This window comes from Glycomyces terrestris (assembly GCF_003933745.1).
Lineage (GTDB): Bacteria > Actinomycetota > Actinomycetes > Mycobacteriales > Micromonosporaceae > Glycomyces > Glycomyces terrestris.
The window spans coordinates 380,909-394,760 of the sequence record NZ_RSEB01000002.1 but is presented as its reverse complement, the minus strand read 5'-3'; the positions used below and the strand labels follow the sequence as shown (position 1 = coordinate 394,760).

Sequence of the window (13,852 nt, the reverse complement as noted above, 5' to 3'; positions counted from 1 at the left end):
GGTTGTTCCGTTTCCAGAGCCCCCGGGCGGGGCCGCCGCGGCATGCTCGCGCAGCCGCGGCGGTCCCGCCCGGGCGGTCTTCAGTTGTAGGCGCTACTCGACGACCGTGACTTCGCGCAGCTCGCAGTCGCCGCCCGGACCGGAGTAGATCGGGTGGATGTACACGTTCTCGAGCCGCTCGGTGTAGAAGTAGTTGAACCGCTCGCCGAACACCGGGACGCTCGGCATGTCCTCGGCGAGGATCTTCTCGGCCTCGGCGTACAGGGCGACGGCCTCGTCGAGGGTCGCGGCCGCGCCGGCCTCGGCGATCTTGGCGCTGTACTCGGCGTTCTCGTAGCCCTGGTCGTTCACGGAGGCGCCGCCGCCGTAGATGGGCTCGAGGTAGTTCTCGTTCAGGTTGTAGTCGGGGCCCCAGCCGGAGCGGAACGGGCCGTCGACGCCGTGCTCCTCGCGGGTGGCGAGGAACTCGGGGAAGTCGAGGGTGACCAGTTCGTACTCGATGCCCAGGGACTGGGAGATCGAGTCGCCGATGGCGCGGAAGATGTCGACGTTGTCGGCCGCGTCGTTGACCCAGATCTGCATCTTCTCGCCCTCGGGCCAGCCGCCGGCCTCGGCCAGGAGCGCTTGGGCCGCTTCGGGGTCGTAGGTGCAGTACTCGCCGCAGGCGCCCTGGCCGCCGCCGAGGATCGAGGAGGGGACCCACGAGTCGAGCGGGTAGAAGCGCTCGGGGCCGACGACGTTCGCGACGCCTTCGCGGTCGATCGCCATCGAGATGGCGCGGCGCAGGTTGACGTCCTGGTACATCGGGTCGTAGAGCGGGAAGGCGAGCATCAGGATGCTCGGGTCGTCCTGCTGGATGTGCCGCGACTCGAGGTCGGGGTCGTTCATCGCGTTCTCGTAGTCGGCCGCGGTCGGGCGGCAGACGTCGATGTCGCCGGTGAGGAAGTCGGCCCAGCAGTCGTCGCCCTCGAGGTAGACCTTCCAGCTGACGGCGTCGATCTGCGCCGGCATGTCGCCCGCGTAGTCCTCCCAGCGGACCGCGGTGCCGCCGCTCTCGATGTCGTAGGGCTCCTCGAACATGAAGGGCCCGTTGCCGATCGGCTTGGCCTCACAGGCTTCGAGGTCGGCCAGGCACTCCTCGGCGACCGGGTAGAACGCCTCGTAGCCGAGCATGGTCGGGAAGCCGATGAACGGCGCCGAGAGCTTGACCTCGAGCGTCAGGTCGTCGATCGCGGTGACGCCGGAGAGGTGGGTGGTGGCGATCGGGGCCCACTCGGGGACCTCGGGGTCGGCCCACTGGTCCTCCGGCAGCGGGTCGGGGTTCATCTCGGCGTAGCCCTCGAAGGTGCCGAAGAAGTAGTTCAGCGGGAGCGAGTTGGACGCGAGCGCGGTCCGGTCCCAGGAGCGGATGAACGCGTCGGCGTTCACCGGCTCGCCGTTGTGGAAGGTCAGGCCGTCCTTGATCTTGATGGTCCAGACCTGGTTGTCGGGGGAGGTGATCTCCTCGGCGACGAGGTTCTGCGGCTCGCCGGTCTCCCGGTCGTAGTAGACCAGGCCGTCGTAGACGTTCTTGATGATCCGGTAGCCCTCGGACTCGCCGGAGCCGCCGGGGACGAGGCTGCGGATCTCGCCGATCTGCATGTTGACCGTGCCGCCGCCGCCTCCGCCCTCACCGTCGACGTCGCCTTCATCGCCGGCACAGGCCGCGGTGGATACCGCGAGCCCGGCGACCGCCATGGCGGCCACCGTCATTCGCATTCGTCGCACTGGGAACGCTCCAGGGTGTGAGTGGGTCGTGGGATAACTCACACCATGTCGCACAACACAAACAAAGAAAAGAGTACGTTGTGAAATCGTTACCTGGCGGACGGTAAGCAGAGACCTTGCACGTGCAGTGTTGCGGCGGTATTGCCGCCTAAATCCCGCTTTGTGAGACGAGTGTTTCCGTTGCGGGTCAATACGACGCGCGAGTTCACTCGGGCAACAGGTATGCGGACGCCTCGGCCGCGGCGGCCGGTCCGTAGGACTGCTCGAGGCGGTTGACGAACTCGACCGGGTTGACCGAGTAGCCCTGCTGGCCCACGGATTCGAGCGCGAGCGCGGTGAGCTGGCTGCCGACCTCGGAGGCGCGGCGCAGGCTCATGCCCCAGCCGAGTCCGGCGAGGAGCCCGGCGGTGAACGCCTCGACGCCGCCGGCGGGGTCGATGATCTCGCGGGCGCGGGCGAAGGGGACCCGGACGCGGTCCATGTCGTGGCCGGCGATCTCGACGCCGTCCTGGTCCAGTGTGGTCACGCGGACGCGCACGCGCTCCAGGATCTCGTCGTCGCCGAGGCCGGTGGTGGCCTGGAGCAGGTGGTAGCGGTCCTCGCTGGTGACGAGGAACTTCGCGCCGGTGAGGAAGTCGACGGCCTCCTCGCCTTCGAGCTCGCCGGGGTCGGCGCTGAACTCGAGGCCGAGGTCGCGGGCCTGGTCGGCGTAGGCGTGCATGGCCTTGGCCTCGGCGGGGCCGATGTGGATGAGCCCGAGCGAGCCGCCGCGCTCCATGACCTCGATGAGGTCGAGCTCCTCGCGGTCGAGGACGACCGGGGCCTGCCCGAGGCGGGCCATGCCGTGGCCCACGGCCTCGGCGGTCGTTCCGGTGACGGCGGTCTTCATGCCTTGCACGACAGGTGCCACTGAGAAGGTCCTCGTTCAGTCGGGGACTGGATGATCGGATTCGGAAGGCGCGGGGCGAAACGGATCGTCCGGCGCGGGGCCGCTCAGCCTAGCGCACGCCGAAGCCCGGTCGGCGAAAGCGTCCGACCGGGCTTCGCGAGTCTGGCCGGGGCCTAGTGGAACGAGTCGCCGCAGGCGCAGGATCCCTGGGCGTTCGGGTTGTCGATGGTGAAGCCCTGGGCGTCGATGCGGTCGGCGAAGTCGATGCTGGCGCCGATGAGGTACGGGATGCTCATCTTGTCGACGATGACGCCGAAGCCCTCGTAGTCCTGGACGGTGTCGCCGTCGCGCACGTCGGTGTCGAAGTACAGGCCGTAGCGCAGGCCGGAGCAGCCGCCGGGGCTGACCTCGACGCGCAGGCGGAGGCCCTCTTCGCCTTCCTGCTCGATCAGGGCCTTGACCTTCGCGGCCGCGGCTTCGGTGAGCACGACGCCGACCTTGGTCTCGTCCTTGGCGTCGTTCGACTGCGTGGTGTCAGCCTGCTGAGTGGCGCTCACTTGCTACTCCTCTGATGTGTGCGGAACCCGGGTCGACCGGGTCCAATCGACCCGTCAACAGTACCCAACCGGATTGCACGCGTCCTTATTCCCGACGTCACACGGGAGCGGTCGTGGCGCGGCGTCTCGGCTGATGTCCGACGGTACCTATTCCTGCCATTCCTTCGCCACCCGCTCGGCGAGCGCGGTCAGGCCCTCGACCGGCCTGGCCATGGCCTCCTCGGCGGAGCCGAGCAGTTCGGTGACGGAGTACACGCCCGCGAGGTCGGGGTGGGCGGCGACGTCGGAGCGGCCGGCGAGGACGAGGCAGGGCTTGCCGTGGGCGGCGGCGCCGCGGGCGACCTCGGCGGCGAGCTTGCCGCGCAGGCTCTGGGAGTCGAAGGAGCCCTCGCCGGTGATGACGAGGTCGGCGGCGGCGATCTGCGCGTCGAGGCCGACGGCGTCGCAGGTGAGGCGGGCGCCGGACTCGCGGGAGCCGCCGAGGAGGAACAGGGCGAAGCCCATGCCGCCGGCGGCCCCGGCGCCGGGGTTCTCGGCCGCGCCGTGCAGGCCGAGGGTGTCCTCCAGGGTGCGGGCGAAGTGGGCCACGGCGCGTTCGAGGTTCTCGACGGTGCGGGCGTCGGCGCCCTTCTGGGGGCCGAAGACGGCGGTGGCGCCGTTCGGGCCGAGCAGGGGCGAGTCGACGTCGGTGGCGGCGGTGAAGATGACGCCGCGGGTGCGGGGCTGGCCTTCGACGGTGTGGACCGAGGTCAGGCCCCCGCCGCCGTAGGGGACGGGCTCGCCGGCGAGGTCGCGGAAGACGCAGCCGAGGGCGGTGAGCATGCCGGCGCCGGCGTCGTTGGTGGAGGAGCCGCCGAGGCCGACGACGACGCGGCGGGCGCCGCTCTCGATCGCGTGGGCGATGAGGAGGCCGACGCCGTAGGTGGTGGTGCGGACGGGGTCGCGCTCCTCGGGGGCGAGGAGGTGGAGGCCGCAGGCGGCGGCGGACTCGACGTAGGCGGTGTCGCCGTCGAGGAGGTAGTCGGCCTTGATCGGGCGCCCGAGCGGGTCGTAGACGTCGACGGTGCGCAGCTGCGCCTGCGGCTTGGCGCGGGCGAGGACCTCGGTGAAGCCGGGGCCGCCGTCGGCGAGGGGCAGGGTCGCGGCGGTGTCGCCGGGGCGGGCGGCCAGCCACCCGGCGGCGACGGCGTCGGCGGCTTCGCCGGCGCTCATGGTTCCGGCGAACTTGTCGGGAGCTATGAGGATGCGCACACCTTGAGGGTAGTGGATGGCCCCGGCGGCCCCCGACCATGGTGTAACCGCTTGCCTCACGGCGGCCGGGCGTGCCCGGTCCCACACTGCGCGACGGGCGGTCCGCATCGCGGATTCGAGCGGGCCGAGGAGACCTCGCGAGCGACTAGGATTGCGGCCATGACGGGCTTCACTGAACCTGCGAACACCCAGACCGCGCTCCTGCTGCTCGGCCGCGGCTCCGACGCCGGCTCCGAGCGCGGCGTGGACTGCCCCGGCGAGCTGCCCGCCCCCTCCGACCCGGACCTGGTCGAGCGGGCGCGGGCCGCGAAGGAGGCGCTGGGCGGCAACGTGTTCGTCCTCGGCCACCACTACCAGCGCGACGAGGTGATCCAGTTCGCCGACGTCACCGGCGACTCGTTCAAGCTCGCGCAGCAGGCCGCGGCGCGCCCCGACGCGGAGTACATCGTGTTCTGCGGCGTGCACTTCATGGCCGAGAGCGCCGACATCCTCACCGGCGACCACCAGCGGGTCGTCCTGCCCGACATGGCCGCCGGCTGCTCCATGGCCGACATGGCCACGGCCTCGCAGGTCGAGCAGTGCTGGGAGGACCTCAAGCGGGTCGGGATCGCGGACGTGACCGTGCCGGTCACGTACATGAACTCGACCGCGGCGATCAAGGGCTTCGTGGGCCGCGAGGGCGGCCTGGTGTGCACCTCCTCGAACGCCGAGCGGGCGCTGCGGTGGGCGTACGAGCAGGGCGAGAAGGTCCTGTTCCTGCCCGACCAGCACCTGGGCCGCAACACGATGGTCCGCGACATGGGCTACTCGCTGGACGACTGCGTGCTCTACAACCCGCACCGGCCGAACGGCGGGCTCACCGACGACGAGCTGCGGAACGCGAAGATCATCCTGTGGAAGGGCCACTGCTCGGTCCACGGGCGCTTCACGCTCGAGTGCGTCGAGGAGATGCGCCGGGTCGACCCCGAGGTGAACATCCTGGTCCACCCCGAGTGCAAGCACGAGGTCGTCGAGGCCGCGGACTACGTCGGCTCGACCGAGTACATCATCAAGACGCTCGAAGCGGCCGCGCCCGGCTCGTCGTGGGCCATCGGCACCGAGCTGAACCTGGTGCGCCGCTTGGCGAACCGTTTCCCGGACAAGAAGATCTCGTTCCTGGACAAGACCGTCTGCTACTGCTCGACGATGAACCGGATCGACCTGCCGCACCTGGTGTGGGCCCTCGAGGAGCTCGTGGCCGGGCGGGTGCCGAACGTCATCACCGTCGACGAGCGGACCGCCGCGTACGCGCGCGAGGCCCTCGACCGGATGCTCGCCCTCCCGTAGGAGTCCGCCCGGAGTCGTGCGCCACAGGGTGAACGGTTCCGGGCCCCTCGCGCGTGTAGTAGATGTGCCGCGGGTGCGCATGATCACCGAGGGTTATCCCGCTACCTGGGGGTTTTCCCTGTGGCTATTCCGTTATCGTTGGTCCGCCGAGTTGATTCGAGGCGAACGGGCGATTGCCCGGAACCGGCCATCGCCCCCTCGGCGGCGCTTCCCGGTCGTACATTTCTTGCAGAGACGCATCCCGGCTTCCATACCAGCACTCCACTCCATCCGAGGAGACCTGTTGAGCAGCACCGACGCCACCCCCGAAGACATGCTGATCGTCCACGGCGGCACCCCGCTCGAAGGCGAGGTCACCGTCCGCGGGGCGAAGAACCTCGTCTCCAAGGCGATGGTGGCGGCCCTCCTGGGCACCTCGCCGTCGGTGCTGCGCTCGGTGCCCGCGATCCGCGACGTCGAGGTCGTCACCGGCCTCCTGCGCGTCCACGGCGTCGACGTCGAGCTCGACGGCGACACGCTGTACATGGACCCCACCTCGGTCGAGTCCGCCGGCGTCGAGGAGATCAACGTCCACGCCGGGACCAGCCGCATCCCGATCCTGCTGTGCGGGCCGCTCCTGCACCGCCTCGGCCGCGCGTTCATCCCCGACCTCGGCGGCTGCAACATCGGCGGCCGGCCCATCGACTTCCACCTCGACGCGCTCCGCCAGTTCGGCGCGGTCGTCGAGAAGGACGCCGCCGGCACGCACCTGTCGGCCCCCAACGGCCTCCACGGCATCCGCTACGAGCTCGAGTACCCGTCCGTCGGCGCCACCGAGCAGGTCCTGCTCACCGCCGTCATGGCCAAGGGCACCACCGAGCTGCGCAACGCCGCGATCGAGCCGGAGATCATCGACCTCATCTGCGTCCTCCAGAAGATGGGCGCGATCATCAAGGTCCACACCAACCGCGTGATCGAGATCGTGGGCGTCGAGGAGCTCAAGGGCTACCGACACCGCGCGCTCCCCGACCGCATCGAGGCCGCCTCGTGGGCCTCGGCGGCGCTCGCCACCGAGGGCAGCGTGTTCGTGCGCGGCGCCCAGCAGGCCGACATGATGACGTTCCTCAACGTGTTCCGCTCCATCGGCGGCGCGTACGAGGTCGACGACGACCCGGTCGACGGCGGCATCCGCTTCTGGCACCCCGGGACCCCGCTCAAGCCCGTCGCGCTCGAGACCGACGTCCACCCCGGGCTCATGACCGACTGGCAGCAGCCGATCGTGGTGGCGCTCACCCAGGCCGACGGCCTGTCGATCATGCACGAGACCGTGTACGAGAACCGCTTCGGCTACACCTCCGAGCTGCGCCGCATGGGCGCGAACATCGAGCTGTACTCCGACTGCCTCGGCGGGACCCCGTGCCGCTGGGGGCGCCGCAACTTCCTGCACTCGGCCGTCATCGCCGGGCCCTCGAAGCTGCACGCCGCCGACCTCCAGATCCCCGACCTGCGGGCCGGCTTCAGCCACCTCATCGCGGCCATGGCCGCCGAGGGCACCTCCCGCGTGTACGGCGTCGACCGCTACATCACCCGCGGCTACGAGAACTTCGAGGCGAAGCTCCTGGGCCTCGGCGCGAAGATCGAGCGACCTGTCACGAAATGAGCGTGATCCGGGCGTAGGTATGCTTGGATGACCAGCGCCCGCAGCGAACCGAGGAAGGCCGAGTCCGTGGCCAAGAAGTCCGTCCAGGAAGCCCCTGCAACCGAGGAACCGCAGCCGGTCTCGGCCACGGACAAGAAGGGGAAGGCCACGCCCAAGCGGCCCAACCAGTCGAAGGCCCGGCCGCCGGTCAACCCGCCGCTCACCAACAAGGAGAAGCGCGAGGCCGCCAAGAAGGCCGGGCCCCTCACCAAGGAGCAGAAGAAGCAGGCGCGCGAGGACCTCCGGGCCGAGCGCGCCCGCATCGCCGAGGGCCAGTGGAAGGGCGACCCGCTCTTCGACAAGTACCACCTCCCCCGCGACCGCGGGGCCGAGCGCCTGCTCGTGCGCGACATCGTCGACTCCCGCTGGTCCGTCGGCCAGTACTACATGTTCGGCGCGTTCGCGATCCTCATCTTCTCCACCGCCGGCTCGGTGCAGCTCCAGAGCTACCTGTTCATCGGGCTCCTGGCCCTCACCGGCGCGATCGCGATCGAGTCGGTGTTCCTCAGCCGCCGGGTCAAGCGGATCGTCACCAAGCGCTTCCCGAAGACCACGCAGCGGATGGGCGGCCTCTACTGGTACGCGATCCAGCGGAGCATCATGCCGCGCTCCATGCGCAACCCCCGCCCGCGCATGAGCTACAAGGCGACCGAGGACGACCTCGGCAAGATCGTCAAATGAGCAGGCGGGGCCGCCCGGCCCCGCCTTCGATGCGGCGATCGTGCCCGGGGTCGCTCGACTGCCCCTCCCCGGTCGCGATGGCTTACCCTCGAAACTGACGTAGCCCTCTCTGACCCCGGAAAGTAGTCAACGTGGTTGATGTCGCGGCGGACTTGCGGGCGGGGCTGTTCCGCGCCCTGGGCCCACTCGATCGCGCCACCATGCGCCACGCCATCGCCGACACCGTGGCCCTCCAGCAGATACGCGAGGAGGCCACGCTCCGGTTGTCCCGGTACGCGGGGGAAGCCGACCAGTCGCGGCTGCTGGGGGTGCGGGCCGTCATCCTCCGCGTCCTCGGGGACTTCGACGGCGCCGAGGTCGACGCCGCCGCCGCCGTCAAGTACGCCGAGGCCGTCGGCGCCGACCTGCTCCTGGCCCCCGCCCGCGCCCGCCTCGCGCAGGTCCTGCGCGTGCGCGGCCGCTACGAGGAGGCCGACCAGCTGTTCGCGCTCGCCGAGGCCGGCGAGCTGCCGCGCACCCTCACCGGCGCCGTCCGCGCCTACGCCGGGCTCTCGTGCATCGCCCAGGGCCGCATCACCGAGTCGCTCATCCACGTGCAGCGCGCCTCCGAGCAGAACCCGCACGCGTTCGTCATGCAGATCGTGGAGACCGCGCTCTCCCTCATCGAGGAGCACGCCGCGAAGTACGGCTTCGGCGCCTCCCCGCGCGGCTGGGCCGAGCGCGCCGGGCACCCCGCGCCCGAGCGGTTCCAGGACCCGCAGACCGGCCGCTTCGGCTACCTCGGCCCCGACGGGCGCCCGGTCGTGCAGGCCGCGTTCAGCCAGGCCGGGGACTTCCGCGGCGGCGTCGCCGCGGTCTGCCAGGCCGACTGGGGCGCCATCGACAAGACCGGCACGGTCGTGGTCCCGATGCTCTACGGCGCCATGGAGACCCCGACCGCCGACGGGCGCACCGTCACCGGGTTCGTCAACGGCGTCGCCGTGGCCGCCCAGCGCGGGCGCGTCCTCGCCGTCCACAAGACCGGCCGCGTGGTCGTGCCCCCGCGCTACCAGCGCATCGAGGTCCACCCGGCGGGGTTCCTCGTCACCGACGGCTACTCGTGGGGCGCGCTCGGCTTCGACGGCAACGAGCTCGTGCCCGCCCGCGTCGACCGGGCCGAGGCCCTGAACCGGCTCGACGGGGTCGTGTCCATCGACGACGGGCCGCTCTAGCGCGCTCGAACGCGCGTTGCGATCATGGCGGCGTTTGCCCCTAGCCGCGCGGCAGGTAAGCTGTGTACCCATGGAGTTTCGTCATCTCGGCCGCTCTGGCCTCGTCATTTCCGAACTGGTCTACGGCAACTGGATCACCCACGGCGGGCAGGTGGAGGAGGACGCCGCCGTCGCGTGCGTGAACGCCGCCCTCGACGCCGGGATCACCACCTTCGACACCGCCGACGTGTACGCGCAGGGCGCCGCCGAGGAGGTCCTGGGCCGCGCGCTCAAGGACCAGCGCCGCGACGGCCTGGAGATCTTCACCAAGGTGTACTGGCCGATGGGCCCGGGCAAGAACGACCGGGGCCTGTCCGCGAAGCACATCAAGGAGTCCATCGACAACTCGCTGCGCCGCCTCCAGACCGACCGCGTCGAGCTGTACCAGGCGCACCGCTGGGACGTGGAGACCCCGCTCGAGGAGACCATGCAGGCGTTCGCCGACGTGGTCCACGCCGGCAAGGCCCACTACATCGGCGTCTCCGAGTGGACCGCCGACCAGATCCGCGCCGGCGCCGAGCTCGCCAAGGACCTGAAGATCCAGCTCGTCTCCAGCCAGCCCCAGTACTCGGCCCTGTGGCGGGTCATCGAGGCCGAGGTCGTCCCGGCCTCCGAGGAGCTGGGCATCGGCCAGATCGTGTGGTCCCCGCTCGCCGGCGGCGTGCTCTCCGGCAAGTACAAGCCGGGTCAGGCCGCCCCCGCGGGCTCGCGCGGCGCCGACCCGAAGTTCGGGCGCTTCGTCGAGGGCTGGCTCAAGGACGACGTGCTCGAGCGCGTCCAGCAGCTCGGCCCGATCGCCGAGGAGGTCGGCCTGACCATCGCGCAGCTGAGCCTGGCCTGGGTCCTCCAGAACTCGAACGTCTCCGCCGCCATCATCGGCGCGACCCGCCCCGAGCAGGTCGAGGAGAACGTCAAGGCCGTCGGCGTCAAGCTGCCCGAGGAGGTCTACGCGAAGATCAACGACCTGCTCGCCCCGGTGGCCGTCACCGACCCGAAGGAGACGACGGCGCCGAACCCGCGCGCGTAAGCGCCTTCGCGAACAGGTCCGGATCGGCCGCATCGAACCATTCGATGCGGCCGTCGCGTTTGAACCAGGAGCGCTGGCGGCGCACGAAGCGCCGCGTGCCCTGCACGGTCAGCCGGAACGCCTCGGCCTCGTCGTACTCCCCCGCGAAGTGGGCCAGGACCTGCTGGTAGCCGAGGGCGCGGGAGGCGGTGCGGCCCTCGCGCAGGCCGCGGGCCTCCAGGGCGCGGACCTCGTCGAGGAGCCCGGCGTCCCACATGGCCTGGACGCGGCGCTCGATGCGCTCGTCGAGGAGCGCGGTGTCGAGGTCGACGCCGATGCGCACGGCCGCGTAGTGGGCCTGCGGCTCGGGCAGCGAGGCGGTGAAGGAGCCGGTGAGCTCGACGACCTCGAGGGCGCGCACGACGCGGCGCCCGTTCGAGGGCAGGATCGCCTTCGCGGCCTCGGGGTCGCGGGCCCGGAGGCGCTCCCAGAGGGCGGCCGGGCCCTCGCGTTCGAGGTCGGCCTCGAGGCGGGCGCGGATCTCGGGGTCGGTGCCGGGGAAGTCCATCTCGTCGAGGGCGGCCTGCACGTACAGGCCGGAGCCGCCCACCAGGATGGGGCGGTTGCCGCGGGCGCGGATCGCCTCGATCGCGCCGCGGGCGAGGCGCTGGTAGCTGGCGACGTCAGCGGGCTCGGTGACGTCGAGGACGTCGAAGACGTGGTGGGGGACGCCGCGGCGCTCCGCTTCGGTGATCTTCGCGGTGCCGATGTCCATGCCTCGGTACAGCTGCATCGAGTCGGCGTTGACCACCTCGCCGCCGAGGGCTTCGGCGAGGGCGACCGAGAGCGCGGTCTTGCCCGCCGCGGTGGGGCCTACGACGGCGAGCACCGGCGGTTGTAGGGTGGGTGTGCCGTCCACTTCCCCTCGGCGAGGCATGCGAGCCGAGAAATCGGCACTGTTCAATTGAATGACCCCCTCGGTACGTGTGCAGGCCCGACCCGGCTGGCGGCGACCCGCCGACCACCGTAAGGTACGGGAAATACGTCCCTAAGTTCGTGTGAAGGATTTGAGATTACCGCGATGAGTGACCTCGGAGACTGGACCAGCTACGGCCGCATCGACGCCGACGGCACGGTCTATGTGAAGACCTCCTCCGGCGAGCGCGCGGTCGGCTCCTGGCAGGCCGGCTCGACCGAGGAGGGGCTCGCGCACTTCGCGCGCAAGTACGCCGACCTCGTCGTGGAAGTCGATCTCATCGCCGCGCGCCTGAACTCGGAGTCGGCCGACGTGGAGCAGGCGGCCTCGCAGCTGCGCAAGCTCCGCGAGGGCCTGGACACCGCCGCGGTCGTGGGGGACGTCGAGGGCCTGGCGGCCCGCTTGGACGGGCTGTCGAAGCACGCCGAGGACAAGCTCGGCGAGTTCAAGGCCGCCAAGGAGTCCGAGCGCGCCGAGGCCGTCGCCGCCAAGGAGGCCCTGGTAGCCGAGGCGGAGGAGCTGGCGGCCCGCGACAGCCACTGGAAGGCGTCGGGGCAGCGCTTCAGCGAGATGATCGAGGAGTGGAAGGCGATCCACGGGGTCGACCGGAAGACCGATCAGAAGCTGTGGCGGCGCTTCTCGGCCGCGCGCGACACGTTCACGCGCCACCGCGGGGCCTACTTCTCGCAGCTCGACGCCGAGCGCAAGGTGATCGCGCAGAAGAAGGAAGAGCTCATCGCCAAGGCGGAGGAGCTGTCGACCTCGCAGGACTGGGGGCCGACGGCCGACGCGCTCAAGGGGCTCATGGCCGAGTGGAAGGACGCCGGGCGGCTCGCGCCCGACGCCGAGCAGAAGGCCTGGAAGCGGTTCCGGGCGGCGCAGGACGTCTTCTTCAACGCGCGCTCCGAGGTGTTCTCGGCCCGCGACGCGGAGCTGGAGGCGAACCAGGCCGCCAAGGAGGAGCTGCTCAAGCAGGCCGAGGCGCTCGACATCGAGGCCGACCCGAAGGCCGCGCAGCAGGCGTTCCGCGAGCTCCAGGCCGGGTGGCACGACATCGGCGCGGTCCCGCGCAAGAACCAGGCGAAGCTCCAGCGCCGCCTGCGCAACGTCGAGGACAAGCTCCGCGACGCGCTCGACACGGCGTGGCGCAAGGTCCCGGTCGAGGAGAACCCACTGCTGCTCCAGATGCGCCAGCAGGTCGCCGAGGCCGAGGAGAAGCTCGCGCGCGCCAAGGCGGACGGGAACGCCGGCCGGATCAAGAAGGCCGAGGCGGACCTGGCGAGCAAGAAGCAGTTCCTGGAGCTTGCGGAAGGAACCAAGTAGCGCAGCCTGGAGCTTGCGGAGGGAACCAAGTAGCGCAGCCTGGAGCTTGCGGAAGGAACCAAGTAGCGCAGCTTGCAGCTTGCGGAAGGAACCAAGTAGCGCAGCTTGCAGCTTGCGGAAGGAACCAAGTAGCGCAGCCTGGCTTTGGCCGGGGCCTCGAAGTAGGCGCAACCCGCCGTTCTCCCGGGGTTGGTTCGGACGCATGAGGACGTTCGCGGACCGATCGGGATAATGGAACAGGGCTACGACGGCGTGGACCGCTTCGGTCCGCGCCGTTCGCTTTGCCCGATCCGACCATGTCCCCCCGACAGGAAGGCACCCGCATGACCCTCGAGAGCACGACCCTCGACTCGCTCCCCCGCCAGTTCATCGACGCCGAGAAGGTCTTCAACCTGCGGGACGTCGGCGGCTGGGACGCCGCGGACGGCAAGCGGGTCAGGACCGGCCGGGTGTTCCGCTCCGACAACCTCGGCATGGTGACCGAGGCCGACCTCGACCTGCTCGTGAACCGGCTCGGGATCCGCCACGTGATCGACCTGCGCCGGGCCGAGGAGTGGGAGATCGCCGGCCGCTTCCCCGAGGTCGACGGCGTCGAGTTCCACCACTTCGAGCTCCTGCACGTCAAGTGGGAGAACATCGGCCGCCACTACCCGGCGGGCTCGGACGTGGTGCCGTTCCTGCGCCAGCGGTACTCGGGCATGTACGAGGCCGGGTACCAGGCGGTCCGCGACTCGCTCGACGTGATCGCGACCGGCGAGCCGGTGCTGTTCCACTGCATGGCCGGGAAGGACCGCACGGGCCTGGTGGCCGCGGCGCTCCTGTCGGTGCTCGGCGTCGACGAGGCCGACATCGCCCGCGAGTACGAGCTGTCGAACTTCGGGATCGCGCGCTGGCGCGCGTGGCGCGACGCGAACATCGGCAAGCCCGCCACCGAGAGCGGCCTGACCACGCCGGCGGAGGCGATGTTGGAGACGATCGCGGAGATGAAGTCCCGCTTCGGGTCGATGCGCGACTACGTGGCGGCGACCGGTTTCGACCAGGCCGACGCGCTCCGCGAGCAGCTGCTGGCCTAGCGGCCGCGGTGTGATCGCCCCGACACTTCCGGTGTCGGGGCGGCGTTTCCGTCGGACCCCCGCGGCAGGATCGCA

The 13,852-nt window shown here is 70.6% G+C and carries 12 protein-coding genes; 7 read left to right on the top strand and 5 right to left on the bottom strand.

Annotated elements, in window-relative coordinates:
- Nucleotides 1-93: 93 nt before the first annotated feature.
- The 4 genes from EIW28_RS07340 to EIW28_RS07325 form a co-directional block, all read right to left on the bottom strand.
- Nucleotides 94-1,758 (bottom strand): peptide ABC transporter substrate-binding protein, encoded by a 1,665-nt coding sequence (locus EIW28_RS07340; RefSeq protein WP_232013897.1) that lies wholly within the window; start codon nucleotides 1,756-1,758, stop codon nucleotides 94-96.
- 214 nt (nucleotides 1,759-1,972) lie between these two features.
- Nucleotides 1,973-2,677 carry a carbohydrate kinase family protein gene (locus tag EIW28_RS07335; RefSeq protein ID WP_125247056.1) on the bottom strand — a complete coding sequence of 235 codons (705 nt, stop codon included), beginning with the start codon at nucleotides 2,675-2,677 and terminating at the stop codon, nucleotides 1,973-1,975.
- A 152-nt stretch (nucleotides 2,678-2,829) separates the two neighbouring features.
- Complete coding sequence (gene erpA / locus EIW28_RS07330; protein ID WP_125247055.1) at nucleotides 2,830-3,213, bottom strand: iron-sulfur cluster insertion protein ErpA; 384 nt, start codon at nucleotides 3,211-3,213, stop codon at nucleotides 2,830-2,832.
- A 147-nt stretch (nucleotides 3,214-3,360) separates the two neighbouring features.
- Nucleotides 3,361-4,464, bottom strand: coding sequence for a glycerate kinase family protein (locus EIW28_RS07325; RefSeq protein ID WP_197717135.1), 1,104 nt, complete (start codon nucleotides 4,462-4,464; stop codon nucleotides 3,361-3,363).
- A 159-nt stretch (nucleotides 4,465-4,623) separates the two neighbouring features.
- Here EIW28_RS07325 and nadA point away from each other — a divergent pair, with 159 nt between their 5' ends.
- The 5 genes from nadA (at nucleotide 4,624) to EIW28_RS07300 (ending at nucleotide 10,426) form a co-directional block, all read left to right on the top strand.
- Nucleotides 4,624-5,790 (top strand): quinolinate synthase NadA, encoded by a 1,167-nt coding sequence (nadA, locus tag EIW28_RS07320; RefSeq protein ID WP_125247053.1) that lies wholly within the window; start codon nucleotides 4,624-4,626, stop codon nucleotides 5,788-5,790.
- Nucleotides 5,791-6,103: 313 nt separating this feature from the next.
- Complete coding sequence (murA, locus tag EIW28_RS07315; protein ID WP_125247555.1) at nucleotides 6,104-7,429, top strand: UDP-N-acetylglucosamine 1-carboxyvinyltransferase; 1,326 nt, start codon at nucleotides 6,104-6,106, stop codon at nucleotides 7,427-7,429.
- Between the two features lie 27 nt (nucleotides 7,430-7,456).
- The gene (locus EIW28_RS07310) at nucleotides 7,457-8,149 is read left to right on the top strand and encodes a DUF3043 domain-containing protein (RefSeq protein WP_125247052.1); all 693 of its coding nucleotides are present in this window, start codon (nucleotides 7,457-7,459) and stop codon (nucleotides 8,147-8,149) included.
- Nucleotides 8,150-8,280: 131 nt separating this feature from the next.
- Nucleotides 8,281-9,360 carry a WG repeat-containing protein gene (locus tag EIW28_RS07305; RefSeq protein ID WP_148102609.1) on the top strand — a complete coding sequence of 360 codons (1,080 nt, stop codon included), beginning with the start codon at nucleotides 8,281-8,283 and terminating at the stop codon, nucleotides 9,358-9,360.
- A gap of 70 nt (nucleotides 9,361-9,430) precedes the next feature.
- Nucleotides 9,431-10,426 carry an aldo/keto reductase family protein gene (locus EIW28_RS07300; RefSeq protein WP_125247050.1) on the top strand — a complete coding sequence of 332 codons (996 nt, stop codon included), beginning with the start codon at nucleotides 9,431-9,433 and terminating at the stop codon, nucleotides 10,424-10,426.
- Here EIW28_RS07300 and miaA read toward each other — a convergent pair.
- Nucleotides 10,383-11,342 carry a tRNA (adenosine(37)-N6)-dimethylallyltransferase MiaA gene (gene miaA / locus EIW28_RS07295; RefSeq protein ID WP_125247049.1) on the bottom strand — a complete coding sequence of 320 codons (960 nt, stop codon included), beginning with the start codon at nucleotides 11,340-11,342 and terminating at the stop codon, nucleotides 10,383-10,385. The two genes, EIW28_RS07300 and miaA, sit on opposite strands and share 44 nt — an antisense overlap.
- Before the next feature lie 144 nt (nucleotides 11,343-11,486).
- Between miaA and EIW28_RS07290 the strand changes: the two genes are divergently transcribed.
- Entirely contained in the window at nucleotides 11,487-12,704 is a 1,218-nt protein-coding gene (locus EIW28_RS07290; RefSeq protein ID WP_125247048.1) for a DUF349 domain-containing protein, read from the top strand.
- A gap of 323 nt (nucleotides 12,705-13,027) precedes the next feature.
- Nucleotides 13,028-13,777, top strand: coding sequence for a tyrosine-protein phosphatase (locus tag EIW28_RS07285; protein ID WP_158630308.1), 750 nt, complete (start codon nucleotides 13,028-13,030; stop codon nucleotides 13,775-13,777).
- The last annotated feature ends 75 nt before the right edge of the window (nucleotides 13,778-13,852 follow it).

Excerpts from the sequence above, each read along its gene's own strand:
- murA (WP_125247555.1), top strand. The coding sequence starts at position 6,104 with ATGCTGATCGTCCACGGCGGCACCCCGCTCGAAGGCGAGGTCACCGTC.
- EIW28_RS07310 (WP_125247052.1), top strand. The coding sequence starts at position 7,457 with ATGACCAGCGCCCGCAGCGAACCGAGGAAGGCCGAGTCCGTGGCCAAG.
- miaA (WP_125247049.1), bottom strand. The coding sequence starts at position 11,342 with ATGCCTCGCCGAGGGGAAGTGGACGGCACACCCACCCTACAACCGCCG.
- EIW28_RS07340 (WP_232013897.1), bottom strand. The coding sequence starts at position 1,758 with ATGCGAATGACGGTGGCCGCCATGGCGGTCGCCGGGCTCGCGGTATCC.
- nadA (WP_125247053.1), top strand. The coding sequence starts at position 4,624 with ATGACGGGCTTCACTGAACCTGCGAACACCCAGACCGCGCTCCTGCTG.
- EIW28_RS07290 (WP_125247048.1), top strand. The coding sequence starts at position 11,487 with ATGAGTGACCTCGGAGACTGGACCAGCTACGGCCGCATCGACGCCGAC.
- EIW28_RS07300 (WP_125247050.1), top strand. The coding sequence starts at position 9,431 with ATGGAGTTTCGTCATCTCGGCCGCTCTGGCCTCGTCATTTCCGAACTG.
- EIW28_RS07285 (WP_158630308.1), top strand. The coding sequence starts at position 13,028 with ATGACCCTCGAGAGCACGACCCTCGACTCGCTCCCCCGCCAGTTCATC.